Source organism: Bradyrhizobium sp. 40 (assembly GCF_023100925.1).
Lineage (GTDB): Bacteria > Pseudomonadota > Alphaproteobacteria > Rhizobiales > Xanthobacteraceae > Bradyrhizobium.
On record NZ_CP064688.1, the window covers coordinates 6,990,494 to 7,015,625 of the forward strand.

Genomic DNA, 25,132 nt, shown 5'->3' on the forward strand with positions numbered 1-25,132 from the left:
GTAGCGAATGGAAATCCCTATTCGCCCTTCGCCACTCCCCACTCGCTAGACTCGCGTCATATCGAATTTCGGCTTCTGGCCGCTGCCGTAGCGGCGCAGCGCGCCTTCCTCACCGACCGCGTTCGGGCGCTGGAAGATCCAGTTCTGCCACGCGGTGAGGCGCGAGAAGATTTTCGATTCCATCGTCTCGGGGCCGACGAAGCGCAGGTTCGCTTCCATGCCGGTGAGGCTGTCGGGCGAGAAGCTGGCGCGCTCCTCCAGGAATACGCGGACCTCGTCGTCCCAGTCGATGTCGTCGAGCGCGAAGGTGACGAGACCGAGCTCTTCGGCCTGCTCGGCGTCCAACGCGGTGCCCATCGTGGCTTCCGCGCGTTCCACATCGGCTGGATCGGCCTGGAAGCGCGACTGAAGCCGCGTCAGGCCATGGCTCATCGGATAAGGGCCAAAATTCAGCGCTGACAGTTCGATCGACGGCGGCGGGCGGTTGTCGCCCTGGCGCGTGCCGATCAGCATGTAGGAGCGGTCGGCGGCGAAGACGAGTTCGGCGAGCGTGCCGGCGAAGCAGGAGCCGGGCTCGACCAGCGTCACCAGCGTGCGCGAGGTGACGTCGATGCGCTTCAAGACGCGCTTCCAGTAATGCCTGATTTCGTTGACCAGCCAGTGCGCCTTGTTGGCTTCGAGGAAGGCGTCGCAGGCGAGCACATGGGCGCGGTCGCCATGGCTCTTGAACACCAGCATGGCGATCTCGAGCTCGTTGATGCGCAGATGCAGGATGGCGTCATCGAGTTCGCGCGCGACCTGGAGCGGCCAGAACGCGACACCCTGCGCCATCATGCCGTCGATGTCAGCGGGCGGCGCGGCTTCAGGCGCCTTGATCGAGATCGTGGCGATGCGTGCCGCGCGGTCGATGTCGACGCTGACAAAGCCATAGCGGATGCTGGTCTCATCGATGATGCGCTTGAGCGGCGTCAGCGCGATGCCCTTGCCGCTGCCCTTGCGCTTCGAGGCCTCGGCGAATTCCCTCGCGCGCTCGGCAACCTTGCCTTCGAGCTTGCTGTTCGGCGCGATCTCGTCGACCAGGCGCCATTGCACGGCGCGCTTGCCCTTCACGCCTTCTTCGATGGTGCAGAAGAAATCGGCGTGATCGCGGCGCACCTTGCGCTTGTCGACCACACGCGTGAGGCCGCCGGTGCCCGGCAGCACGGCGAGCAGCGGCACTTCGGGCAAGGCGACGGCGGACGCGCCGTCATCGGCGAGCATGATGTAGTCGGTGGCGAGCGCGAGCTCATAGCCGCCGCCGGCGGCCGAGCCGTTCACGACGGTGATGAAGCGCTGGCCGGAATTCTCCGACGAGTCTTCCATGCCGTTGCGGGTCTCGTTGGTGAACTTGCAGAAATTGACCTTGTGGGCATGCGTCGAGCCCGCGAGCATGCGGATGTTGGCGCCGGCGCAGAACACGCGGTTCTTGGCCGAGCGCATCACCACGACCTTCACCTCGGGGTGCTCGAAGCGCAGGCGCTGGACCGCGTCGGCAAGCTCGATGTCGACGCCGAGATCGTAGGAATTGAGCTTGAGCAGATAGCCCTCGAACAGGCCGCCGTTCTCATCGACGTCCATGGTCAGGGTGGCGACGTCACCGTCGATCGCGAGCTTCCAGTGCCGGTAGCGGGACGGCTCGGTCTGGAAATCGATGAATGTCGCGCCGCCTGCGAGGCGCCGATCTTCCCCGGCCATGGGCCACCCTTGAGCTTGATTACGCGTTTTGGTTGTCGTGTTAGATGCACAATAATGCACATTTTTGTGCGCGTCTACCCTTTAAGCGACCGAACATGCATTTTGCTTCATGTCTTCGCGCAGGGCCGCTGCTGCAAATTGCTCAATCGCGTCAAGCGTCTGTCCCGGAGCTTCGCGGTGGGGAGAATGCGCCGCGCCTGAAATGACTTTCAAATCGACCGGGCAATAGCATTCTTGCTGCGCGATCTCGGCCTGACGCAATGTCCCATATTGGTCGTCCGCGCCCTGCAGGATCATGACGGGGACGCGGATATAGGCGAGATGTTCCGAGATATCCCAGTCGCGGAATTTCGGATCGAGCCAAGCGGCGTTCCAGCCGTAGAAGGCGTTGTCGACGTCCTTGTGCCAGCGCGCGAGCTTTGCCTTCAGGTCGGTGGTCTCGAAGGTGGTCTTGATGTCCGCAATCGACTTCACCGAGATGTCCTCGACGATGAAATGCGGCGCGATCAGCACGAGGCCGTTCAGGCGATGATCCTGATGCGCGCCGGCATAGATCGTCGCGATCGACGCGCCGTCGGAATGGCCGAGCAGCAGGCCGCGCCTGAAGCCGATCGCGTCGAGGATCTTCGGCAGCACGTCCAAGGCCTCGCGCTGCATGTAGTCGAGCGGGCGCGGCAACGTGACCGGGCTCGATTGGCCATAGCCTGCACGCGAATAGGCAAAGATGCCGGCGGAGGTTGTCTGCTGCAGCTTTTCCGGGAAGTCACCCCAGAGCCCGACGGAGCCGAGGCCTTCGTGCAGCATGACGATGGTGGGTGCATCGGCGGATTTCGGCGCGAGCCATTTGTATTCGAGGCTGGCGTTGCCGATGCTGAGGAAGCCGGTGGGAGTGAGAGCCATTTCTTCGTCCGTCCTTCTCCGTCGTCATGCCCGGGCTTGACCCGGGCATCCACGTCGCTCCTCAATCGCGGTCGCGCGTGGATGGCCGGGACGCTTTGCTCAAGACGCGCTTCGCACTTTTGCCCGGCCATGACGACCTGTTGTCAATTCGTCCCGTCCCGCAGCTTGAACCGCTGGATCTTGCCCGTCGCCGTCTTCGGCAGCGAGTCCACCACGTCGATCCAGCGCGGATATTTCCATGGGCCGATCTTCTGCTTGACGTGGTCCTTGAGCATCTCCTGCAGGCCCGTCGTCGTCGCGCCGGGGCGCAGCACGACGAAGGCCTTCGGCTTCAGCAGACCTTCCGGATCGGCTTCGGGCACGACCGCGGCTTCCAGCACGGCTGGATGCGTAATCAGCGCGCTCTCGACCTCGAACGGCGAGACCCAGATGCCGGAGACCTTGAACATGTCGTCGGCGCGGCCGCAGAAGGTGTAGCGGCCCTCGGCATCCCTGACATATTTGTCGCCGGTGCGGGTCCATGGTCCCTCGAACGTGCGGCGGCTCTTGTGGCGCTGGTTCCAGTAGCCCTCGCCGGCGGAAGGCGCATCGACCAGCAGTTCGCCGACCTCGCCGTCGGCGACATCCTGTCCCGCCTCGTTGACGAGCCGCACCGCGTAGCCCGGCACTGGCTTGCCGGAGGAGCCGTACTTGATGTCGCCGGGCGCGTTCGACAGGAAGATGTGCAACAGCTCGGTCGAGCCGACGCCGTCGAGAATGTCGACGCCGAAGCGCGATTTCCAGTTGTTGCCGACGGATTCCGGCAGCGCCTCGCCGGCAGAGGTGCAGATGCGCAAGGCGCCGCCGCCGCGCTCGCTCTTCATCGCCTCGTCATTGAGCATCGCCGCGAACAGGGTCGGCACGCCGTAGAAGATCGAGGGATTGTAGCGGTTCATCAGATCGAACATGCGCGCCGGCGTCGGCCGTTCGCCGTTGAGTACCACGGTGGCGCCGACCGACATCGGAAAGGTCAACGCATTGCCGAGACCATAGGCGAAGAACAGCTTTGCCGCGGAAAGACAAACGTCGTTCTCGCGGATGCCGAGCACCTGCTTCGCATAAGTTTCCGCGGTCGCCTGCATGTTCGAATGGATGTGACGCACGCCCTTGGGCATGCCGGTCGAGCCTGACGAGTAGAGCCAGAACGCCGGCTCATCCGGATGCGTCGCGGCGGTGGTGAACCGGTCGCTCTCGTCCGCAATCTCCTCGGCAAGCTGCTTGTGGCCATTCTGCTTGGCGCCGGAGACCACGACATGCTCGAGATCCGGCATGCGGCCGACGACGTCCTTGATCACGGGATAGAGCGCTTCCGAGACGATCAGCACGCGCGCGCGGCAGTCTGCGAGGATGTAGGCGTATTGATCTGATGTCAGCAGCGTGTTGAGCGGCACCGGCACGATGCCGGCGCGGATCGCGCCCAAGAACACGATCGGGAAGTCGACCGTATCCAGCATGATCATCGCCACGCGCTCTTCGCGGCGGACACCGAGCCGGCGCAGCATGTTGGCGGCGCGCCGCGTTTCGCGCTGGAGCTCGCCATAGGTGAGCCGTGAGACGGTGTCGTCGAAGGCGAGCTTGTTGCCGCGTCCCTCCTCGACGTTCCGGTCGAGCAGCCAGGTCACCGCGTTATAGGATCCCTCGCTCACGGACTTCTCCCCTGAATTTAGAATTATAATTCATAGAAAGACACCGCATCAGCTTGCTGTCAATGCCAGCAGGCACTATGTTTCATTAATACTCGCCGCAGGACCTCTTTAAAAGCAGGACCTCTTTAAAAGAAGACATCCGCTCAAGCAGGCCCATGATCCGCAGTCCATGACCGACAGTCCCGACGCCGAATCCCGATTTCTCGAACAGCTCGGCCAGCGCGTGCGCACCATGCGCGCGCTACGCGGCATGTCGCGCAAGGTGCTCGCCAAGGTATCAGGAATATCGGAGCGCTACATCGCGCAGCTCGAAAGCGGCAAGGGCAATGTGTCCATCGTGCTGCTCCGCCGCGTCTCCGACGCGATGGGCGCGCATCTCGAAGACCTGCTTCCCTCGGCCGATCCGACCCAGGACTGGCAGATGTTTCGCGATCTCTTGCGCAAGGCGACGCCGGCGCAGATCGCGCAAGCCAAGGATCTGCTCGCGGGCGGCAGCGCCTCCGCGCCGCGGCGCGCGCCGTTCTGCGGCATCGCGCTGATCGGCCTGCGTGGCGCCGGCAAATCGACGCTTGGGCGGATGCTGGCGAAGAAGGTCGGCTGGAGTTTTGTCGAGCTCAACAAGGAGGTCGAGCAGCAGAACGGCCTCTCGGTCGCCGAGATCATCGCGCTCTACGGCCAGGAAGGCTTTCGCCGCATGGAGCAGGCGGCGCTGCAACAGCTGCTCGCGCGCAACGAGCTGATGGTGCTCGCGACCGGCGGCGGCATCGTCTCGGAGCCCTTGACCTTCGACCAGATCCTGTCGTCGTTCTACACGATCTGGCTGAAGGCCGAACCCGAGGAGCACATGGCCCGCGTCCGCCGCCAAGGCGATTTGCGCCCGATGGCCGACGACCGCTCAGCTATGGCAGAGCTGCGCAACATCCTCTTGAGCCGCGAGCCGCTGTATGCGCGCGCGACGGCCGTGGTGGACACGGCGGGACTCTCCGTCGATGCCGCCGCGGCAAGGCTGATCGATGCGGTGCGGCCGGTGCTGCAAAACGAGGCGCGCAGCTTTGGGCTGCGCAGCGTGGCGCTGTAGGTCTGAACTCCCATGACCGACGGCGACGTTGCAATCTCCATGTTCGAGCGTATCGGCGGCAGCGCCACGATCAATCGACTGGTCGATCGCTTCTACGAGCGGATGGATACGCTGCCGGAGGCGAAGATCATCCGCGCAATGCATGCGGACGACCTCGGCCTCATCAGGGATGTGCTGAAGCGCTATCTCACTGAGTGGACCGGCGGCCCGAAACTCTACTCGGTCGAGAAGGGCCATCCACGGCTGCGCCAGCGCCACATCGGCTTTGCCATCGGCGATGCCGAGCGCGACGCGTGGATGCTCTGCATGCGCGGCGCGCTCGAGGAGACCGTCGTGGACGCCGCGGCGCGGCAGGACCTCGACAAGGCGTTGTCCGGCCTCGCCGACTGGATGCGCAACCGGTAGCCAGGCTACAACAGTTGCGACCGCACCGCCTCCGCGCCCTCACGCAACAATGGCAGGAAGCGACCGATCAATTCCTGCGCCGGCACGCGGTCGACATGGGCGCCCATGTTGATCGCAGCGACGATCACGTCGTCGTAGCGGCGGACGGGGACCGAGATCGAGCGGAAATGCGGCTCGGCCTCGCGATCGACCAGCGCGTAACCTTGCGCGCGGTCGGCAACGATGCGCGCGAGCAGCACCTTGGGATCGGTTACCGTCTGCGGCGTCAGCGATTCGCGCTTCGTCGCCGTCAGGCGCGCTGCAAGCTCGGCATCGTCGAGCTGACCGAGCATGACGCGGCCCACCGAGGTGCAGAAAGCCGGCAGGCGGTAGCCGATGTCCAGCCCACCTGAAAACATCCGCGCCGGACTGCTGCGCGCAATGAATACGACCTCATCGCCGTCGAGCACCGCGAGCGAGGCGATTTCGTTGGCCGCGGTCGCGACGCGGTCGAGCACCGGTTGCAGGACGGTGACGAGCTGGCTGGACCGCAGATAGGACGCGGCCAGTGTCAGCACATGTGGCGTCAGCGAGAACAGCTTGCCATCGCCGCTGACGAAGCCGCCGCGCTGGAGCGTGAACAGCATGCGCCGCGCGGTGGCGCGTGGAAGCTCTGCGGCACGGCCGAGATCGCTCAGCGTCATCGGCCCTGCTGTGGTGCCGAAGCATTGCAGCAGGCGCAGCCCGCGATCGAGGCTCTCGACGAAATCCGTCGCGCGATCGTCGCTCTCGCTTCGCTTCAGCTTGGGCATAGTGTCGGGTCATTCCTGCAAAATAATGCTTGCTGCCAGATCAAGGCATGTCATAATTCGCCCATTCGTTCAATAGGCGAACAAACGCCACTCCACAAAGGATGCACTCGCCATGATGAGCCAGGAGCAGAACGACCTGATCACCCGCACTGGTCCAAAGGACCCCTGCGGGACGCTGATGCGGAGCTACTGGCAGCCGGCGGCGCTGGTGGATGAGCTGGAAGGTGAGCGACCGATCCGCCCCGTCAGATTGCTCGGCGAAAGCCTGGTGCTGTTCCGCGACGAGACCGGGCGTTACGGCCTGATCGATCGGCACTGCGCGCATCGCGGCGCCGATCTCGCCTTCGGACGGCTCGAGCATGGCGGCCTGCGCTGCGCCTTCCACGGCTGGCTGTTCGACGCCACTGGGCAATGCATCGAGACGCCGGCGGAGCCGAAGGACTCAAAGCTCTGCCAGAACATCCGCCAGCGCTCTTATCCCGTGGTGGAGAAGAGCGGCATCCTCTGGGCTTATCTCGGCGAGGGTGAGCCGCCGGCCTTTCCGGAGCTCGACTGTTTCGTCGCGCCCGGCACGCACACCTTCGCGTTCAAAGGCCACATGGCCTGCAACTGGCTCCAGGCGCTCGAAGTCGGCATCGATCCCGCGCACGCCTCCTACCTGCATCGCTTCTTCGAGGACGAGGACACCTCCACCGCCTACGGCAAACAGTTCCGTGGCGCATCTGCGGGAAGCGACCTGCCGATGACGAAGATTTTGCGCGAATACGATCGTCCGATCATCAATGTCGAGCACACCGAATACGGCCTCCGGTTGATCGCGCTGCGCGAGATCGACGAGGAGCGCACCCATGTGCGCGTCACCAACCAGCTCTTCCCGCACGGCTTCGTCATCCCCATGAGCACGGAGATGACGATCACGCAGTGGCACGTGCCGGTCGACGACGAGAACTGCTACTGGTACGCGATCTTCACCAGCTACACGAATGCCGTGGACAAGAAGAAGATGCGCGACCAGCGGCTCGAGCTCTATGAGCTGCCGGACTACAAATCGCGCAAGAACAGGACCAACGATTACGGTTTCGATCCGCACGAACAGCAGACGGCGACCTATACCGGCATGGGCACCGACATCAACGTCCACGACCAGTGGGCGGTGGAATCGATGGGCGCGATCCAGGACCGCACCAGGGAGCACCTCGGCACGAGCGACAAGGCCATCGTGCAATACCGCCGCCTGCTGCGGCAGGAGATCGAGAAGGTCGCAGGCGGCGAGAAGCCGATGCTGCATCTCGACGAGACCACCGCACGTTCGATCCAGGGCCCGGCAACCATGGACGGCATCGGGCCGACACGAGGCTGGGAGATTTACTGGATGGAAGTCGACGTCAAGCGCCGCCGCAACGCGCCGTGGACGGCGCCGGTGCCGAAGGAGATCGCGGACAACGTGCATCGGCTGACGGCGGCGGAGTAGCGCAGAATGCAGGTCCCTCCTTCGTCATTGCGAGCGAAGCGAAGCAATCCAGACTGTCTCTGCGGAGGGATCCTGGATTGCTTCGCTTCGCTCGCAATGACGGAGAATGTAGCGCATGCTTCGCCTCTCACGGATAGAGGAGTGAAAAAGTGACTTTCGTCGCGCGTCATGCGCTGTGGTCGGATGAGCAGAGGGACGCGGCGACGCGCATGCGCCGCATCGTCGAGGAGAAGAACCTCGAGGTCATCCGCCTCGCCTTCCCCGACCAGCACGGCATCTTGCGCGGCAAGACCATCATCGCGGCCGAGGCGATCGCCTCGCTCGATAGCGGCTGCTCCATCACCACCACCATGCTCGCCAAGGACACCTCGCACCGCACGGTGTTTCCGGTGTTCACGTCGGGCGGCGGCTTCGGCATGAAGGAGATGGAGGGCGCGGCAGACGTGCTGATGGTCGCAGATCCCACGACGTTTCGCGTTTTGCCCTGGGCGCCGACCACGGGCTGGGTTCTCTGCGACCTCTATTTCAACGACGGCCGTCCCGTGCCGTTCGCGACACGCGGGCTCTATCGCAAGGTGCTCGACGAGCTCGGCACGCGCGGCCACGATTTCGTCGCGGGGCTCGAGGTCGAATTCCACATCTTCAAGCTCGACGATCCGCATATGCGCCCGGAAGATGCCGGCCAGCCCGGCACGCCGCCTTCGGTGAGCCTGCTCAGCCACGGCTATCAATATCTCACCGAGCAGCGCTTCGACCAGATGGAGCCGGTGCTGGAAATCCTGCGGCGTGACATCGTTGCGCTCGGATTGCCTTTGCGCTCGGTCGAGGTCGAGTTTGGGCCGAGCCAGTGCGAATTCACCTTCGCCCCGAAGAAGGGTCTGGAGCCCGCCGACAACATGGTGCTGTTTCGCTCCGCCGTGAAGCAGATCGCGCACCGCCACGGTTATCACGCCACCTTCATGTGCCGGCCGAAGCTACCGAACCTGTTCGCGAGCGGCTGGCATCTGCACCAATCGGTGGTCTCACGCGCGAGCGGCGAGAACCAGTTCATGGCCAAGGACGGCGGCGAGCCGCTCAGCGCGTTCGGCCGCGCCTGGCTTGCCGGCCTGCTCGACCACGCCCGCGCGTCGACCGTGTTCACCACCCCGACCATCAATGGCTACAAGCGCTACCGCTCCTATTCGTTGGCGCCGGACCGCGCGATCTGGGGCCGCGACAATCGCGGCGTGATGATCCGCGTGCTCGGCGCGGCCGGCGACGCCGCCACGCGCCTGGAAAACCGCATCGGCGAGCCCGCCGCCAATCCCTATCTCTACATGGCCTCGCAGATTCTCTCCGGCCTCGACGGCGTCGACCGCAAGCTTGATCCCGGCCCGTCGGCCGACACGCCCTACGAAACCAAGGCGCCGCTCTTGCCGAAGTCGCTGCGCGATGCGGTCAGCGCACTGAAGGACGATCCGTTCTTCCGGGAAAAGCTCGGGGCTGAGTTCGTCGACTACTACACCCACATCAAGAATGCCGAGATCGACCGCTTCCTGTCCGAGGTGACCGACTGGGAGCACAAGGAATACTTCGAGGTGTTTTGAGCCAGATGCGCCCTCACCTCCCCGTGAGGCGACTTCGTCCGCTCTGTTCCGACGACATTTCACCGCTCCCGACGAAGCCGTATTCCAAGGCCCGCGAAAACCGCCGGAAAGACCGGCGATGTAAATTGGCGCCGTGATCAACGATGGAGTTCGGTCATGTGGGGTCAATTGTTCAGCCTGATCTATCGCCTGTCCTGCCGTGCCACCTTGATCGAAATCGGGATGGGCCGCTCGTCGCGATAGAGACCCAGCGAATTAGGTAAGACGGATTGACCAGGTAAGGGAGGTTGTCATGCGAAAGCTGATCCTGATCGCGGCAATGTCGCTGCTGGCAAGCCAGGCCTATGCCGGTGGACCACGGAGCCTTAGCCTTGCGGCGACAAATGCGAGCCAGCAGACCGCCGAGCCGGCAACGACAGCAGCCACGTCGCCACAAGCTCCGGCGGCAGCGCCCACGAATGTCCAGACGGCGACCACCGCCGCAACTTCAACGCCTCCAGCAGCGACCGCCACAACATCCGCGATCACTCCGGCCGCAACTCAGTCCAGTGCCGCGCCGGTTGCCAGCACAAGAGAAACGACGAAGCCGAAACATCGCCAGCCGTCCACGGAGGCGCGCGTGATCCGCGAACTGCATCGTCATGGGATTTACTGGTGATTGCCAATGTCGTCCTGGCGAAAGCCAGGACCCATTACCCCAAGAAGGCGTGGCGAAGAGTGCCGTTCGGTACTTATACTTCCCACAATAGATAGACCTCGCGGCATGGGTCCCGGCTTTCGCCAGGACGACAGCAAGGGAAGCGGCCAAGGCGTATCCCACCTCACCGCCCAGCCTCAAATCCCCAGATATTTGTGCTGCAGGTCCGGCTCAGCCAATAGCTCGTCCGAGGTGCCGCTCCACACCGTCTTGCCGCGCTCGATGATGGTGTGGCGGTCGCAGATGCGGGCAAGGTGGTCGACGTTCTTGTCGACGACCAGGATCGATTGTCCCCGGCTCTTGAGCAGCGACAGGCAGCTCCAGATCTCTTCGCGGATCAGGGGCGCCAAACCTTCGGTCGCTTCATCCAGGATGAGGAGCTTCGGGTTGGTCATCAGTGCGCGGCCGATCGCGAGCATCTGCTGCTCGCCGCCGGAGAGCTGGTTGCCCATGTTGGAAGCGCGCTCGGCCAGGCGCGGAAACATCACGTAGATTGCCGCCAGCGTCCAGGGGTTGCGGCTGTCGAAACGATCGGCGGCGGCCGCGACCAGGTTTTCGCGCACGGTGAGGTTCGGGAAGATCTGCCGCCCCTCGGGGACGAGGCCGACACCGAGTTGCGCTATCCGGTAGGACGGCTGCGTCCGCACTTCCGAGCCTGCGAAGCGGATGCTGCCTGCGCGCGCCGGCGTCAGGCCCATGATCGAGCGGATGGTCGTGGTCTTGCCCATGCCGTTGCGGCCCATCAGCGAGACCATCTCGCCTGATTTGACCGACAGCGACAGGCCGAACAGAACCTGGGACAGGCCGTAGCAGGTCTCGATGCCGTCGACCTCGAGCAGCGTGTCACCCATCCCTTTTTCAGACATGGTGCGTCACCACATGCGCCTCGCCGAGATAGGCGCGCTTGACGTCCTCGTTCGCCCGGATCGCGGCCGGATCGCCGGAGGCGATGACGCGGCCATAGACCAGCACGGAGATGCGGTCGGCGAGCGCAAATACCGCCGGCATGTCGTGCTCGACCAGCACGATCGAGACCTCCTTGCGCAGCTCCTGGAGCAGCTGCACCATGCGCTGGGACTCGGTGACGCCGAGGCCCGCCATCGGCTCGTCGAGCAGCAAAAGTTTCGGCTTGCTTGCCAGCGCAACCGCCAGCTCGATCTGGCGACGCTCGCCATGGCTGAGCCTGGACACCAGGACGTCGGCACGATGGGCGAGACCGACACGGTCGAGCGCGGCATGCGCGGCATCGCGCAGGCCCTTCTCCTTGCGTGCATCGGCGAAGAATCGGAATGAGGTGCCGGCATGCGCCTGCGCCGCGAGCGCGACATTGTCGGCGGCGGTGAAATCGAGCAGCAGCGAGGTGATCTGGAACGAACGTGCCAGGCCCAGCGCGCAGCGGCGATAGGCTGGCAGATAGGTGATGTCGCGCCCCGCCAGCGAGACGCTGCCGGAATGCGGCTCCAGATGCCCGGTGAGCTGGCTGATCAGCGTGGTTTTGCCGGCACCGTTCGGGCCGATGATAGCATGCAGCTCGCCTGCCGCAACGTCGAGCGAGACGTTGTCCGTCGCAACGATGCCGCCGAAGCGGCGCACCAGCTTGTCGACGCGGAGCAGCGGCTCAGCCACGGTTGAGCCTCCCGAGCAGGCCCATGATGCCGCCGCGGCCGAACAGCACGATCAGCAGCAGCAGCGGGCCCATGATCAGCGCCCAGTATTCGGTGAGCTGCGACAAGAACTCTTCCAGCAGCAAATACACCACCGCGCCGATGACCGGACCGAACAGCGTGCCCATGCCCCCGAGGATCACCATCACCATGAGGTCGCCGGAACGGGTCCAGTACATCGCGGCCGGGCTGACGAAATCGGTGTTGTTGGCGAGCAGCGCGCCGGCGAGGCCGCACATCATGCCCGAGATGACGAAGCAGACCAACTGGTAGCGTTTCGAGGGAAAGCCGATCGCCTGCATGCGTTGCTCGTTGGAGCGCAGGCCCTGCAGGACGAGGCCAAAGCGCGAATTGACAATGCGCCAGATCAGGAAGACCACGCCGAACAGGCAGGCGAGGCAGAGATAGTAGAACTGCGTGCGGTTCGACAGGTTGATCAGCCCGGAGAAGTCGCTGCGCTTGTAGACGGTGAGGCCGTCATCGCCGCCGTAACGCGCCAGCCCCGAGGCGACGTAATAGGCCATCTGCGCGAAAGCGAGCGTGATCATGATGAAGTAAACGCCACGCGTGCGAAGCGAGAGCGCGCCGATCACGACGGCGTAAGTCGCGGAGGCCGCGAGCGCGACCGGAAACTGGATGAAGCCGCTTCCGACGCCTTCCTGCGCCAGCATGCCGACCGCGTAACCGCCGATGCCGAGATAGGCGGCGTGACCAAAGCTCATCATGCCGCCAAAACCCATGATGAGGTTGAGGCTCGCGGCCGCTAGCGCCAGGATGACGATGCGGGTGAACAGCGTCAGGATGAAGATGTTGCCGGAGAGTTGCGAATAGAGCGGCAGCAGCACGAGGCCCGCCAGCATCAGGGCCGTGACGGCCTTGCTCACAGTGAATGACTTCATCGGCGGTTGGCCGGAAACAGCCCCTCCGGCCGCACCACCAGCACGATCGCCATCAGCAGATAGATCAGCATGGACGACAGCGCGGGCGCGGCAGTGGAAGCAGCAGCGCCGCTCAGCACCTGCCGCAACAAATTCGGCAAGAAGGCGCGGCCGAGCGTGTCGATCATGCCGACGAAGATCGCGGCCAGGAACGCGCCCCGGATCGAACCGATACCGCCGATCACGATGATGACGAAGGCAAGGATCAGGATGTTCTCGCCCATGCCGATCTGCACGGTGAGGATCGGCGCCTGCATCAACCCGGCAAGACCAGCGAGCGCGGCACCGAGGCCGAACACCAGGGTGTAGAGCAGCTTGATGTTGATGCCGAGCGCGCCGATCATCTCGCGATTGGACGCGCCGGCCCGGATCAGCATGCCGATGCGGGTACGCATCACGCCGAGATAGAGCAACAGCGCAACCAGCAGCGCCACGACGATGATGGCGAGGCGATAAGCGGGATAGTGAATGCCGGGCAGGATCGGCACCGGCACGGTGAGCCAGGCCGGCAGCGGCAGCGCAAGCCCGGCCGGCCCCCAGATCAGCCGCACGGCTTCATTGAAGAACAGGATCAGGCCGAAGGTCGCGAGCACGTGGTCGAGATGGTCGCGTCCGTAGAGGTGCCGCAGCGCGGTCATCTCGAGCGCGATACCGAGCACGAGGGTTGCACCGAGCGCCAGCAGCGCACCGAGCAGAAAGCTGCCGGTCCAGGCTGCGAAGGTCGCGGCGAAATAGGCGCCCATCATGTAGAGCGAGCCGTGCGCGAGGTTGACGAGATCCATGATCCCGAACACCAGCGTCAGGCCGGCGGCGAGCAGGAACAGCAGCAGGCCGAACTGCAAACCGTTCAAGAACTGTTCGACGACGAGCAGCATCAAAACTCTTTCAGGCGCACGCAGGTTCGCGCCGATGTTCGAACACGGTCGCCATCAGTGAAAGAGCTCCCCCTGCCTGTACAAGGCGGAAAAATGGGTAATGGCAGTATCGTTCCGAGGCAAGAGCGATTCGACACCCAACATGCACTTTGTTGCATGCCGATGCATCTGATCGATCCTGGCCCTGTAATTTGCCCTGCAAGAAGACTGCCGCGCAGGATGGGTCAACCTGCCGCACCCAAACGGATCACCCTCCCTCCGTCCCGGAGAGAGGGTGTGAAATTCGTCGCAACGTATGGATGGAGACGCCTAGTGCGACGTCATCTGCCGCGGAAGGTCATCCGGCTCGGCAAGCACGCTATTGGCTGTCGAGGCCTCCAGCGCCGCCATCCGGAACAGATAGGCGAGCGTCGCCAATCCGGTGTCTTCCGCCATCTGCGCGAGCTCGAGCGCCATGTCGGACATGTAGCCGAGATTTTCGTCCTTGATCTGCGCCATGATCTGGCTGTCCCGCATCATGTTCGACATCTCAGGCGCTCTTTCGTTGCGCGGCAGCGAGGCCGCAGAGGTTGGCAAGGGCGATGCAATCGATACGCGGACCGTCCTATTGGACGACGTTTGTCGTCCCGATACGGTCACACACGGCATCCAGCGACTCCTGACGGATCTCGATCGTGGCCGCCATCGTCCAGGAATCTTCGACCAGCGCCGGCAATCCCAGCGGCGCGACGATGAATCCGATCTCGTGGAAGCGCGGCAGCCACCAGGTCTCCATCACAAGAGAGAGACGCTCGATGCCCTGATCGAGACAGAACTCCTGCGCCGCTGCCATCAATTGCCAATTGAACGCGCCGTCGCGGCGCTCGCGCGAAACGAAGAAACGTGACCACTCCCATACCAGCGGGTTGGAGGGGCAACCGCGCACCGCGGCGAGATGCGGGAAGACCTCGCTCATCATCGTCGGCTTGGTGGTAGGATAGAGGCGGGAGCCGCCGAGCACCCGGCGATTTTCGAGCGCTAGCAGGTAGACCGCGTCCTCATTGTCGTAGGTATCGACCTCGCGGCCATCGGGCTTGCGCAGCGCCTCCCATTTCCGCTCCTCGACAAAAATCTCGTGACGCACCCTGAAATGTTGCTCGAGAACGTCCTCGTAGAGGTGCCGGTTGGCGGCAGAAATCACATGAATCATTTATTCCCCCATTGTTCGAAATAAGGGGAACACTCACGGAAAACGGCCAAAGCGACTATTGGGAAATTTCCCAGTAGGCGCGGATTTCAGGGAGTGATGATTCTGTGGCGGATTGCGATCGCAACCGCATGCGTCCGGTTGACGGCACCAAGTTTGCGCGCGGCAGTTGCGAGATGCTCTTCGGCGGTGCGCTGCGTGATGTGCAGGATCTCGCCGATTTCCCAAGCCGACTTGCCCTGCGAGGCCCAGGCGAGCACCTCGCGCTCGCGCGGGGTAAGGCGCATCGATCGATGCGGCGCCGGATCGAGCAAGCGGCGAATGTGATCGAAGCCGCACATGCCGATCAGGTGCAGCGCCGGCTTGCTGCGCGCATTGAGATCGAGGCGAACGCCACCGAGCGAGACGCCGGCCTCGTAGCCGGTCAATCCGTGGATCGGCACGACGAAGCCGCGCGACATACGGAAATCGGCAGCGCGCCGCATCACCTCCACCGCGCCCGGCTCCAGCTCCGGATCGTACGGCGCCTCGGACCACTCGAAAGGGTTCACCGTCTGCCGGCATTTGCGGATCACGGGATCGACGCGGTCGTAGCCTTTTTGGGTATAGAGGCTGAACCACTCCGCCGGCCACTTCTTGGCGAGCACCATCTGGGAAAAACGCTGATCGGGATTCGGCAAGCCGGTTACGATGATGTGCTCGAAGCCGTAGCGCCCGAACGCGGTCGCAAGCGCATCCATGGCGTCCGGAACCTTGGTATAGGCTCCAAGCCCCTCAATGAAGTCGAGCGCTTCCCGGCCATAATCCACGGCGGACATCGGTGCGTTTCCTGACCCTCGTTATCGCTATAGCACGTCTTGGCGACTGCCTCAATTCAGCGCTTCCGTAGTTTCCCGGTATCTCATTGACCCCGAAGGCGTAATCTACTTGTGGAAGAAGTGACGTCAAGTTACACCTACAATGTCTGAAGCGGGGAAACCACGATGGAAGACGAGGACATCGCCCTCAACAGCGTGCTCGGCCTGGAACTCAACCGCGTATTTTTCGCCGTCCGCGAAACGGCAAACAAGCAGAAGATCATCGAGTTCGCGCGCGGGGTGCTGCAAAGCGAGCGCAGCAAGCCGGCCGAGAGCGCCTCGCCGGACGGACCGGCGAGCTAGCACGCAATTGCTGTGAGCGCACGAACGGTCCGTTCGGTGCCATGGCTTGCTCTGATCTGAACCGAACAACCGAACGCGAATGTTTCCTTCCTTCTCCCCTTGTGGGAGAAGTGGCGTAGGCGGCCTTCGGCCGCCGTTCTTAAAACAAAACGCCGATGCTTCGGATCGGCTATGGCGCCGGATGAGGGGTTGTTTCCACGCGTTCAAATGCGCGAGGCTCGCGCGGGGAGAGAACCCTTCACCCGTCTCGCCCTATCGCGGCGGTCCACCCGCCTCCACAAGGGGAGAGGGAAAGGCAGCGCCGACGACGATTATCTTTTGGATGCCCAAGACATGATGACGCTGCGCCAGGTTGAAGTGATCCGTGCCGTGATGGTGACGGGCACGATCGGCGGCGCGGCGAAGCTGCTGAACGTTTCGGCGCCGGGCATCAGCCGCCTCGTCAAATACACCGAGCGCTCGCTCGGCATCCGCTTCTTTCAGCGCCAGAACGGCCGCTATTTCCCGACGCCGGAAGCCGAGAACATCTTCGAGCAGATCAACGGCGTCTACAAGAAGGTCGACGACCTCTCCGAGATCATCTCCAAGATCGGACGCGGCGGATTGTCGGAGTTGCGAATCGGCTCGGTGCCGAGCATTTCGCAAGTCATGGTGCCGCGCGCAATCGAGCGGGTCCGGCGGCGCTATCCGGATTTGGGCATCGACATCAACATCCTCAAGCTCGAGGAAGCCATCGACTATCTCATGCTCGGCCGCGGCGAGTGCGTGGCGATGAGCTACCGCCTGGAGCATTCCGGACTCGACTTCATGCCGCTCGCCTCCGGCGAGCTCTATTGCATCGTGCCGCCGGGCCACGAGCTCGCCGGCCGCAAGCAGGTCTCCGCCGCCGAGATCACCCGCTATCCGCTGATCGGCATCGATCCGAACGATCCCTACGGGCGGATCATGGCCGAGATCTTCGCGCGCCACCGCCTCGAGTACAACATCACCATCCGCGCCCGCTTCGGCACCACGGTCTGCGCGCTGGTGAAGGCGGGGCTCGGCATCGCCATCATCGACCAGTTCACGGTGGCCCATGGCGGCTATCCCGGCATCGAGCTTATCAAGATCACCGAGCCGACGCGATTCGATACCTATATCGCGGTGAAGCGCGGCGCGCCGCTGTCGCTTCATGTCGAGTACTTCATCGAGGCCCTGCGCGCGGAGATGCGCGCGGTCGAGCCGTCGCGGGGCAAAGGCAGGGCCGCGCCGCCACGGCGGAAGAGATAACATTACGTTAGGTTTGCAGGACAAGAGGGTAATTGTGTTAGGCCGAAGAAAGGCTATCGTCCCTGTGGAAGCCCCTTGGAATTGGGCGGATTTCCCCGCTAATGGCCGGGACCAAACGCTCCCAACGAGACGATAGCGAACCATGTCAAAGCGCGGACCTGCCGCATCCAAAAAGCTCCTGACCGGCCTGATCGGCGCACCCATCGCGCATTCCGCCTCCCCTGCCATGCATGAGCGCGCCGCGGAGGGGCTTGGCCTGCGCGGACATTATCAGCTCATCGAAGTGGCCGGCGCCGATGCGGCCGGGCTCCGGCTGATGCTGGAAGGCGTGCGGCGGCTCGGCTTTGCCGGCGTCAACGTCACCTTTCCCTACAAGGAGGCAGTGGTCCCGCTGCTCGATGAACTGGCACCGGGTGCAGCCGCAATGGGGGCGGTCAACACCGTCGTCGCCAGCAACGGCCGGCTGATCGGCCACAACACCGACACGACGGGCTTTGCGCGCGCAGTCGCGCCGCTGCTGGCGGCCTCTGGAAACGCGGTCGCCGTGATCGGCACCGGCGGCGTCGGCAAGGCTATCGCGTTTGCGCTGGCGAGCCTTGACGTGACCGACATCCGCATCTTCGACAGCGAGCCGGCACGCGCCGAAAAACTCGCCGCACTGCTCGTCAAGCAGGGTGGCGCCAGGGTGGCCGCGAGCGTCGAGGACGCGCTCGACGGCGCAACGGGCCTCGTCAACGGCACGCCGGTCGGCATGCTGCCGAACCGGGAAACGCCGGTCGCGCCGACGCTGTTGCGTCAAAACCTGTGGGTCGCCGACGCCGTCTACTCACCGCTGATCACGCCGCTGCTGGCGGCTGCCCAAGCCAAGGGCGCACGGATCATGACCGGCCGGGAGCTTGCGATCTACCAGGCCGCCGACGCTTTCGAACTGTTCACTGACCTTGCCCCATCCACCGAGATCATGGGAGAGGCATTCGACGAGGTGATGGCGGCACGAAGCCCGGCCTATCACGCAGCGTAACCGAAGCGGCCGGACACAAGGCCGCGCGTAACATCAAAAGAAATCGGAGGATAGACCATGAAATCGACCATTCTGGCAGGCGCCCTGCTTGCATTCGCGACCGCAACCGGTGTCCACGCCCAGGCGATCAAGCTCGCCGACGTCGCCGAGTTGTCCGGCGGCGGCGCCACCGTCGGCACCAACTGGAAGAACGGCATCGACCTCGCGATCGAGGAGATCAACGCCAAGGGCGGCGTGCTCGGCCGCAAGCTCGAAGTCACTCATGCGGACTCGCAATCCAACCCGGGCGTCGCGCGCGCGCAGGTACAAAAGGCGCTCGACGCCGAGCCCTATGTGCTGCTCGGACCCGGCTATTCCGGGTCCGTGAAGGTGACGGCGCCGCTGGCGGCCGAGGCCGGCATCGCGCAGATCATGGGCGGCGAAGCCGCCGAGCTGACGCAAGGCGGAAACAAATTCCTGTTCCGCACCTCGTTCGGCCAGCAATCGTCGATGCCGAAGGTCGCCAAATACATTCACGACGACATGAAGGCGAAGTCGGTCGCGGTGGTCTGGGTCAACAATGACTTTGGCCGCGGCGGTCGCGATGTCGTCGTCAAGGAGCTCGACCGGCTCGGCTCCAAGGTCGTCGCCGATCTCTCCACCGAGGCGGGCCAGGCCGATTTCGCCGCCGACGTCGGCAAGATCAAGGCCGCCAATCCCGACGCCGTGTTCGTCTATTTGAACGAGGAAGAGAGCGCGCGCATCCTCAAGGAGCTGAAGCGCCAGGGCGTCACCGCGCCGCTGATGGGCGAGACCACGCTGATCGGCCAGAAGGTGATCGAGCTTGCGGGCGATGCCGCCAACGGCGCGCGCGGCCATGTCGGCCTCACCACCGATGCGCCGGTCGACCTGATCAAGGCTTTTCGCGACAAGTTCGCGAAGAAGTACAATTACGTGCCCGACCATAACGGCCTGAAAGGCTATCTCGCGGTCTACATGGTGAAGGCCACGACCGATAAGATGGGCAAGGTCGATTCCAAGGCGTTCGCCGACACGCTGCACGGCCTGACCATCAAGGCCGCGGACGAGCCGGGCATCCTGATGGACGTCACCTTCAGCGACACCGGTGACATCGACCGCCAGAGCTTCCTGGTCGAAGTGGTCGAAGGCAAGCAGGTCGTGAAACAGGTGCTGCCGAAGGTGAAGTGAGGTCTTTGCCCTTCGCCCGCTTCTTGCGGAGCGAGATCTTTCGTCTCCCTCTCCCGTAAGAATGGGGGGAGGGAGAAGAAAGAGAGTGGGGAGAGGGAGAAGACAGCGCGCCGAGAGGGGAAAATGTCCAATCTGTTCGATCTTCTGGTCGCCGGACTTGCCACCGGCGCGATCTATGCGCTGGTCGCGGTCGGCTTCACGCTGCTGTGGCAGACCTCTCAGACCATCAATTTCGCGCAAGGCGAATTCGTGATGCTGCCGGCGTTCCTGATGCTGGCGGCGATGCATGCCGGCGCGCCGTTCTGGCTCGCGATCATCCTCGGTATCCTGCTTTCGATGCTCCTGCTCGGCCTCGCCTTCAAGATGCTGCTGGTGGATCCGATGATGCGCCATGGCGTGCTGCCGCTCGCGATCGCGACCATGGCGCTCGCGATCGGCCTCAAGGAGGCCGTAAAACAGTTCTTCAGCGCCGAAGCCTCACCCTTCCCCTCAATCGTGCCGACCGGGGACGTCTCCATCCTCGGCCATGCCGTCTCGCTGCAAAGCATCGGCGTCCTCGTCCTCGCTATCGTTGCCGTCTTCGGCTTGACCGCGCTTCTCAACCGCACCTCGCTCGGCCACCAGATGCAGGCGGCGGCGCAGAATCCGACCGTGGCGCGCATCATCGGCGTTCCGGTCGAGCGGATGATTCTCCTGACCTTCCTGATCAACGCGTTCCTGGTCGCTCTCGCCTCGCTGTTGATCACGCCGATCTATCTCGCGAAATTCACGTCCGGCGAGGTGCTGGGCCAGGCTGCCTTCATCGCCGCGATCGTCGGCGGGTTCAATCAGGTGCGCGGCGCGATCGCAGGCGGTCTCCTGATCGGCGTGCTCGACAATCTCGCGGCCGCCTATGTCTCGACGCAGTACCGCGCCGCCGTGCCGATGATCTTCCTGATCGCCGTCATCCTGTTCCGGCCGCAGGGCCTGCTCGGTCGCGCCGAGGAGCGGACCGTATGAGTGGCTTCGCCAAACCTCTCAAGATTGCGTTCGGCCTCATCGTCATCGCTGCGCTGATCGTCGTCCCCATGAACTTCAACCGCTATGGCCTGTTCATCCTGAGCCAATGGGCGGTGATGGCTATCGCCGCAATGGGCCTCAACCTCACGCTTGGCTATGCCGGCCAGGTCTCGCTGGCACAGGGCGCCTTCGTCGGCATCGGCGCTTACGCCGCGGCGATCATGACCACCCATGGCTGGCCGCTGCCGGCGGCGATCATCGTGGCGATCGCCTTGAGCTTCGCGGTCGGCTGGGTGCTCGGCTATCCCGCGCTGCGGGTGCAGCACCATTACCTGGCCTTCGTCACGCTCGCCTTCTCCACGCTGGCCTTCCTGGTGTTTCGCAACGAGAGCTGGCTCACCGGCGGCATCTACGGCATCTCCAACATTCCGCGTCCGCACATCTTCGGCATCGCGACCAACAAGCCGCTGCCGTTCTACTATGTCTGCCTCGGCTCGCTCGCGATCGTATCGCTGGCGGTGTGGTGGCTGATCCGCTCGCCCTGGGGCCGCGCCTTCATGGCGCTGCGCGAAAACCCGCTGCGGGCGCAGTCGCTGGGCGTCGACACACGCCGCTATACGCTGATGGCGTTCGCGATCGGCTCGGCGCTCGGCGGGGTCGCCGGCGCGCTCTATGCGCCGCTGACGCAATATATTGATCCCGTGCCGTTCAACCTGTCGCTCTCGCTCGACCTCCTGATGATGGTGATCGTCGGCGGTGCCGGCTTCTTCCTCGGTCCGTTCCTCGGCGCGATGATCGCCGTGCTGTTGCCGGAATGGCTGCGTTTCACCGAGGGCTATTATCTGATGCTCTACGCGATCGCGGTGATGGGGCTGCTGATCTGGTCGCCGACCGGAATCTTGGGAATCCTCGACCGCTATCTCGCCGAACGCCGTACCAAGGTGGCCTCCGCCCAGCGCGCCGTCGCAAAGTCCCGGCTGGAGACGGTGCAATGAGCGCGGTCCTCGAAGTCACCGACATCAAGAAGAACTTTGGCGGCATCAGCGCCGTCGGCGGCGTCTCTTTCGACGTCCGCGAAGGCGAGATCCTCGGGCTGATCGGACCGAACGGCTGCGGCAAGTCGACCCTGTTCAACTGCATCCTCGGCCAGCTCACGCCGAGCGGCGGCGAGGTCAAGCTCGACGGCAAGGTCGTCACGGGCTTGCGCCCCGCCGAGCTCAACAAGCTCGGGGTCAGCCGCACCTTCCAGCTCCTGCAGGTGTTCCCAAAACTCTCGGTGCGCGAGAACCTGATCCTCGCGGGACAGGAGCACCAGGGCAGTATGGCCTCGCGCCTGGTCGGCCGCTCCGATGCCGGACTGGCGGAGGCCGCCAACCAGATGATCGGCTTTTTCAAGCTCGATCATCTCGCCGACGAGCCGGCCGGCGGGCTCTCCTATGGCCAGCAAAAACTGCTCGACGACGCCATGGCCTTCATGGGCGGACCGCGGCTGGTGCTGCTCGACGAGCCCGCCGGCGGCGTCAACCCGTCGATGCTCGCTGACCTGAAGGACCGCCTGGTCGCGATCAACCGCGAGAAGAATGCCACCTTCGTCGTGATCGAGCACAACATGGAATTCGTGATGTCGCTGTGCTCGCGCGTGATGGTGATGGCGGAAGGCAAGGTGCTGGCAATGGGACGGCCCGACGAGGTCCGAAAGAACCCCGCCGTGATCGAAGCCTATCTAGGACATTGAGGAACCAGCCATGAGCGATCCGATCCTCTCGGTTCACAATCTCGTCGGCGGCTACGGCAAGATGACGATCCTGAACGGCACCACCTTCGCCGTGCCGCAGGCCACCATCACCACCATCATCGGCCCGAACGGCGCCGGCAAGTCCACCGTGTTCAAGGCGATCTTCGGCCTGCTCAAGCTGCGCGAGGGCAAGATCAACTTCGCCGGCCGCGACGTCACCCATTTGGGCCAGCGCGCGCTGCTCAATGCCGGCATCTGCTACGTGCCGCAGGGCCGCAATATCTTTCCCGAACTGTCGGTGCGCCACAATATCGAGCTCGGCGGCGTTTCCGCCGGCAAGGGCATCGACCTGCGGAGCAGGATCGAGGCCGCGCTCGACCTGTTCCCGGCGCTGCGGCGGAAATCGACGCAGCAGGCCTCCACGCTGTCCGGCGGCGAGCAGAAACAGCTCGAAATCGCCCGCTCGCTGCTGCTCGAACCGAAGCTCGTGCTGATCGACGAGCCCTCGATCGGCCTTTCGCCGCTGATGGTGCAGCAGACTTTCGACATCCTGAAATCCCTGCGCGACCGCGGTGTCACCATTCTGATGATCGAGCAGAACGCACGCTCGGCACTGGAGATTTCCGACATCGGCATCGTGCTCGAGCTCGGCCAGACCCGGATGATCGACGGCGCGAAGCGCATATTGAATGATCCCCGCATCGGACAATTGTTCCTGGGCGGCGCGATGGAGGACAACGCAGCATGAGTAAACGCTCGATCGCAACGGTCTCTCTTTCCGGCGCCCTTGACGAGAAGCTCCGCGCCATCGCGTCTGCAGGCTTCGACGCGGTCGAGATTTTCGAGAACGATCTGCTGTCGTTCGGCGCCGGCCCGCGCGACATCGCAAAACTCTGCAAGGACCTCAATCTCGAGATCTGCGCGTTTCAGCCGTTCCGCGATTTCGAGGGCATGCCGGAGCCGCAGCGTTCGCGCAACTTTGCCCGCGCCGAGCGGAAGTTCGACCTGATGCAGGAGCTCGGCACTGACCTGCTGCTGATCTGCTCCAACGTGTCGCCGGCCTCGCTCGGCGGCATCGACCGCGCCGCGGATGATTTTCGCGAGCTTGGCGAGCGCGCGGCCAAACGATCTTTGCGGGTCGGCTACGAGGCATTGGCCTGGGGACGCCACGTCAACGATTACCGCGATGCATGGGAAATCGTGCGGCGCGCCGATCACCCCGCGATCGGTGTCATCCTCGACAGCTTTCACGCACTGGCCCCCGGCTTTCCGGTCCGCGCGATGGCCTCGATCCCCGGCGACAAGATCTTCCTGATCCAGCTTGCGGACGCGCCGAAGCTCGAGCTCGACATCTTGTCGTGGAGCCGGCACTTCCGCTCCTTTCCCGGCCAGGGCGACCTGCCGGTCGGCGAGTTCATGGCGGCGATCGCGGCAACCGGCTATGCCGGACCGCTGTCGCTGGAGATCTTCAACGACCAATTCCGCGCCGGCTCGGCCGTGCAGACCGCGGTCGACGGGCTGCGTTCGCTGATCCTGCTGGAAGACCAGCTTGCACCGGATTGGCCAAAGCTCATCAGCGAGCCCTTGGCGCCGAAGCCCAGAAGTCGCGGCACGGGCTTCATCGAGTTTGCCGTCAACGAAACCAAGGCCGGCGAACTCGCCCGCCTGCTCGCGCAGCTCGGTTTCCGCAAGACCGGCAAGCATCGCAGCAAGGCGGTGGAGCGCTGGTCGCAAGGCAAGGTCGAGCTCGTCGTCAACTCCGAGACCGACGGCTTTGCGCATTCGCACTACGTGACGCATGGCCCCGGCGTCTGCGCCATCGCGCTCGACGTCGACAATGCCGGCCTCGTCATGCAGCGCGCCGAAACACTGAAAGCGCGCACCTTCTACCAGCCGGTCGGACCGGGCGAACTCGAGATTCCCGCAATCCACGGCGTCGGCGGCAGCCTGCTGTATTTCCTCGACCAAGCCGGCAAGAACTGGGACACGGATTTCGAACAAGTCCCGAGCGACGCTCGCGCGGACGCCCTGCTGGCCGTCGATCACATCGCGCAGTCGATGCCCTATGACGAGATGCTGTCATGGCTGCTGTTCTACACCGGCATCCTCGACCTCAAGCGGCTGCCGCAGATGGAGATCGCCGATCCCAGGGGCCTCGTGCAAAGCCAGGCCGTCGTCAACGGCGACCAGAGCCTGCGCTTCGTGCTCAACGGCTCATCCGCCAACCGCACGCTGCCGGCCCGCTTCATTTCGGAGTTTTTCGGCTCGGGCGTGCAGCACGTCGCGTTCACGTGCCGGGACATTTTCGCGGCGGTCGCGGAGATGCGCAAGCGCGGCGCGGATTTTTTGGATATCCCGGATAACTACTACGACGACATCGAAGCCAAATACGACCTCGCGCCCGAGCTGATGGCGCAGCTGCGCGCCAACCACATTCTCTACGACCGCGAAGGCGACGGGGAGTTCTTTCAGGTCTACACCCACATCTTCGACGAGCGTTTCTTCTTCGAGATCGTGGAGCGACGCGATTATCAGGGCTTCGGCGCGGCCAATGCCGGGATCAGGCTCGCGGCGCAAGCGCGCGAGGTGCGGCCTGTGAGTATGCCGCGGGTGTAGTCTCTACCGAGGCCGTCATTGCGAGGAGCGAAGCGACGAAGCAATCCAGAGTCTTTCCACGGAAGGATTCTGGATTGCTTCGCTGCGCTCGCAATGACGTGGAGGGAGCATGAGAGTGCGGCGACAGGGCTGCC

Annotated in this window: 24 protein-coding genes and 1 pseudogene; 14 read left to right on the plus strand and 11 right to left on the minus strand. The window is 63.9% G+C overall.

Annotated elements, in window-relative coordinates; genetic code table 11:
- Window positions 1–45: 45 nt before the first annotated feature.
- The 3 genes from boxC to IVB40_RS33540 all read right to left on the minus strand — a co-directional run bounded on the left by boxC (window position 46) and on the right by IVB40_RS33540 (window position 4,319).
- Window positions 46–1,734, minus strand: coding sequence for a 2,3-epoxybenzoyl-CoA dihydrolase (boxC, locus tag IVB40_RS33530; protein ID WP_247404469.1), 1,689 nt, complete (start codon window positions 1,732–1,734; stop codon window positions 46–48).
- A gap of 81 nt (window positions 1,735–1,815) precedes the next feature.
- Complete coding sequence (locus IVB40_RS33535; RefSeq protein ID WP_247817565.1) at window positions 1,816–2,634, minus strand: alpha/beta hydrolase; 819 nt, start codon at window positions 2,632–2,634, stop codon at window positions 1,816–1,818.
- A gap of 143 nt (window positions 2,635–2,777) precedes the next feature.
- Window positions 2,778–4,319, minus strand: a complete 1,542-nt coding sequence (locus tag IVB40_RS33540) for a benzoate-CoA ligase family protein (RefSeq protein ID WP_247817566.1) — start codon at window positions 4,317–4,319, stop codon at window positions 2,778–2,780.
- Between the two features lie 157 nt (window positions 4,320–4,476).
- Between IVB40_RS33540 and IVB40_RS33545 the strand changes: the two are divergent.
- Both IVB40_RS33545 and IVB40_RS33550 read left to right on the plus strand, forming a co-directional pair.
- Window positions 4,477–5,397 (plus strand): annotated as a pseudogene (locus IVB40_RS33545) (helix-turn-helix transcriptional regulator); the annotation flags it as partial.
- Window positions 5,398–5,409: 12 nt separating this feature from the next.
- Window positions 5,410–5,802: a group II truncated hemoglobin gene (locus IVB40_RS33550; RefSeq protein ID WP_247817568.1), complete on the plus strand. Its 393-nt coding sequence runs from the start codon at window positions 5,410–5,412 to the stop codon at window positions 5,800–5,802.
- Between the two features lie 5 nt (window positions 5,803–5,807).
- On the opposite strand, the gene IVB40_RS33555 is transcribed toward IVB40_RS33550, so the two are convergent.
- Window positions 5,808–6,593 carry an IclR family transcriptional regulator C-terminal domain-containing protein gene (locus tag IVB40_RS33555; RefSeq protein ID WP_027565911.1) on the minus strand — a complete coding sequence of 262 codons (786 nt, stop codon included), beginning with the start codon at window positions 6,591–6,593 and terminating at the stop codon, window positions 5,808–5,810.
- Between the two features lie 112 nt (window positions 6,594–6,705).
- On the opposite strand from IVB40_RS33555, the gene IVB40_RS33560 reads away from it, so the two are divergent.
- The 3 genes from IVB40_RS33560 to IVB40_RS33570 all read left to right on the plus strand — a co-directional run bounded on the left by IVB40_RS33560 (window position 6,706) and on the right by IVB40_RS33570 (window position 10,308).
- Window positions 6,706–8,064 (plus strand): aromatic ring-hydroxylating dioxygenase subunit alpha, encoded by a 1,359-nt coding sequence (locus tag IVB40_RS33560; protein WP_247817569.1) that lies wholly within the window; start codon window positions 6,706–6,708, stop codon window positions 8,062–8,064.
- Window positions 8,065–8,213: 149 nt separating this feature from the next.
- Window positions 8,214–9,650 carry a glutamine synthetase family protein gene (locus IVB40_RS33565; protein WP_247817570.1) on the plus strand — a complete coding sequence of 479 codons (1,437 nt, stop codon included), beginning with the start codon at window positions 8,214–8,216 and terminating at the stop codon, window positions 9,648–9,650.
- A 292-nt stretch (window positions 9,651–9,942) separates the two neighbouring features.
- Window positions 9,943–10,308, plus strand: a complete 366-nt coding sequence (locus IVB40_RS33570) for a hypothetical protein (RefSeq protein ID WP_081747788.1) — start codon at window positions 9,943–9,945, stop codon at window positions 10,306–10,308.
- A gap of 176 nt (window positions 10,309–10,484) precedes the next feature.
- On the opposite strand, the gene IVB40_RS33575 is transcribed toward IVB40_RS33570, so the two are convergent.
- The 7 genes from IVB40_RS33575 to IVB40_RS33605 all read right to left on the minus strand — a co-directional run bounded on the left by IVB40_RS33575 (window position 10,485) and on the right by IVB40_RS33605 (window position 15,828).
- Entirely contained in the window at window positions 10,485–11,213 is a 729-nt protein-coding gene (locus IVB40_RS33575; RefSeq protein WP_035968321.1) for an ABC transporter ATP-binding protein, read from the minus strand.
- Window positions 11,206–11,973 (minus strand): ABC transporter ATP-binding protein, encoded by a 768-nt coding sequence (locus IVB40_RS33580; RefSeq protein ID WP_027514445.1) that lies wholly within the window; start codon window positions 11,971–11,973, stop codon window positions 11,206–11,208. Before IVB40_RS33580 ends, IVB40_RS33575 begins: the two co-directional genes overlap by 8 nt.
- Window positions 11,966–12,910, minus strand: a complete 945-nt coding sequence (locus IVB40_RS33585) for a branched-chain amino acid ABC transporter permease (protein WP_027565915.1) — start codon at window positions 12,908–12,910, stop codon at window positions 11,966–11,968. The genes IVB40_RS33580 and IVB40_RS33585 overlap by 8 nt, the downstream gene beginning before the upstream one ends.
- Window positions 12,907–13,824 carry a branched-chain amino acid ABC transporter permease gene (locus tag IVB40_RS33590; protein ID WP_247817571.1) on the minus strand — a complete coding sequence of 306 codons (918 nt, stop codon included), beginning with the start codon at window positions 13,822–13,824 and terminating at the stop codon, window positions 12,907–12,909. Before IVB40_RS33590 ends, IVB40_RS33585 begins: the two co-directional genes overlap by 4 nt.
- Window positions 13,825–14,133: 309 nt before the next feature.
- Window positions 14,134–14,352, minus strand: coding sequence for a hypothetical protein (locus tag IVB40_RS33595; protein WP_027514447.1), 219 nt, complete (start codon window positions 14,350–14,352; stop codon window positions 14,134–14,136).
- Window positions 14,353–14,428: 76 nt separating this feature from the next.
- A complete protein-coding gene (locus IVB40_RS33600; protein WP_247817572.1) occupies window positions 14,429–15,013 on the minus strand; it encodes a GNAT family N-acetyltransferase in 585 nt (194 codons plus the stop codon).
- Between the two features lie 86 nt (window positions 15,014–15,099).
- A complete protein-coding gene (locus tag IVB40_RS33605; protein WP_247817573.1) occupies window positions 15,100–15,828 on the minus strand; it encodes a LuxR family transcriptional regulator in 729 nt (242 codons plus the stop codon).
- A gap of 165 nt (window positions 15,829–15,993) precedes the next feature.
- Between IVB40_RS33605 and IVB40_RS33610 the strand changes: the two genes are divergently transcribed.
- From IVB40_RS33610 to IVB40_RS33650, 9 genes are all read left to right on the plus strand, one after another.
- Complete coding sequence (locus IVB40_RS33610; protein WP_007597932.1) at window positions 15,994–16,170, plus strand: hypothetical protein; 177 nt, start codon at window positions 15,994–15,996, stop codon at window positions 16,168–16,170.
- 333 nt (window positions 16,171–16,503) lie between these two features.
- Window positions 16,504–17,439, plus strand: coding sequence for a LysR family transcriptional regulator (locus IVB40_RS33615; protein WP_247426864.1), 936 nt, complete (start codon window positions 16,504–16,506; stop codon window positions 17,437–17,439).
- Between the two features lie 142 nt (window positions 17,440–17,581).
- Complete coding sequence (locus IVB40_RS33620) at window positions 17,582–18,460, plus strand: shikimate dehydrogenase (protein WP_247817574.1); 879 nt, start codon at window positions 17,582–17,584, stop codon at window positions 18,458–18,460.
- Window positions 18,461–18,517: 57 nt separating this feature from the next.
- On the plus strand, window positions 18,518–19,648 hold the full coding sequence (locus IVB40_RS33625) for an ABC transporter substrate-binding protein (RefSeq protein WP_247817575.1): 1,131 nt from the start codon (window positions 18,518–18,520) through the stop codon (window positions 19,646–19,648).
- Between the two features lie 123 nt (window positions 19,649–19,771).
- On the plus strand, window positions 19,772–20,647 hold the full coding sequence (locus tag IVB40_RS33630; protein WP_027565921.1) for a branched-chain amino acid ABC transporter permease: 876 nt from the start codon (window positions 19,772–19,774) through the stop codon (window positions 20,645–20,647).
- Entirely contained in the window at window positions 20,644–21,642 is a 999-nt protein-coding gene (locus IVB40_RS33635) for a branched-chain amino acid ABC transporter permease (RefSeq protein ID WP_247817576.1), read from the plus strand. Before IVB40_RS33630 ends, IVB40_RS33635 begins: the two co-directional genes overlap by 4 nt.
- Window positions 21,639–22,382, plus strand: coding sequence for an ABC transporter ATP-binding protein (locus IVB40_RS33640; protein WP_247817577.1), 744 nt, complete (start codon window positions 21,639–21,641; stop codon window positions 22,380–22,382). The genes IVB40_RS33635 and IVB40_RS33640 overlap by 4 nt, the downstream gene beginning before the upstream one ends.
- Before the next feature lie 10 nt (window positions 22,383–22,392).
- The gene (locus IVB40_RS33645) at window positions 22,393–23,130 is read left to right on the plus strand and encodes an ABC transporter ATP-binding protein (RefSeq protein ID WP_247404542.1); all 738 of its coding nucleotides are present in this window, start codon (window positions 22,393–22,395) and stop codon (window positions 23,128–23,130) included.
- Complete coding sequence (locus IVB40_RS33650; RefSeq protein ID WP_247817578.1) at window positions 23,127–24,998, plus strand: sugar phosphate isomerase/epimerase and 4-hydroxyphenylpyruvate domain-containing protein; 1,872 nt, start codon at window positions 23,127–23,129, stop codon at window positions 24,996–24,998. The genes IVB40_RS33645 and IVB40_RS33650 overlap by 4 nt, the downstream gene beginning before the upstream one ends.
- The last annotated feature ends 134 nt before the right edge of the window (window positions 24,999–25,132 follow it).